This window comes from Roseivirga sp. E12, from assembly GCF_017592825.1.
GTDB lineage: Bacteria > Bacteroidota > Bacteroidia > Cytophagales > Cyclobacteriaceae > Roseivirga.
In genome coordinates this window covers 1-320 of record NZ_JAGFMD010000034.1, presented here as the reverse complement: position 1 = coordinate 320, position 320 = coordinate 1, and the positions used below count along the sequence as shown (strand labels likewise).

The following is a 320-nucleotide window of genomic DNA, read 5'->3' as shown; positions in this document are numbered from 1 at the left end:
ACGTATGGTTCTGAAGGTTATGGACAATACCATAGACTAGCCTTATTCGATGATCAAGGCACTGAGGTGAGTAGCACAAATCACGTTCATGGCAATTCGGACATGGGATTTTCGGTGGAAGGTTTGACTTCTGGTTCTGAATACTTTTTGACAGTGGATCAGGGAAATGGTGATTCTCATAGGAGAGGAACCTTCACCTTGCATATGAATGATGAAGCGGGTTATGATTTACAGTCGGGTGCCTTGCTTATTAGCTTTGATAGCAATGGTGAGTATCGGTCGTCTAATGCTGAGTTTTCAACTGAGTCTGGTACCTCAGA

1 protein-coding gene is annotated in these 320 nt (G+C 43.4%); it reads left to right on the top strand.

Features of this window, described 5'->3' with window-relative positions; translation table 11 throughout:
- Positions 1-320 (top strand): hypothetical protein (locus J4E76_RS20790; RefSeq protein ID WP_208506720.1); only part of this gene is annotated, 320 nt, incomplete at both ends.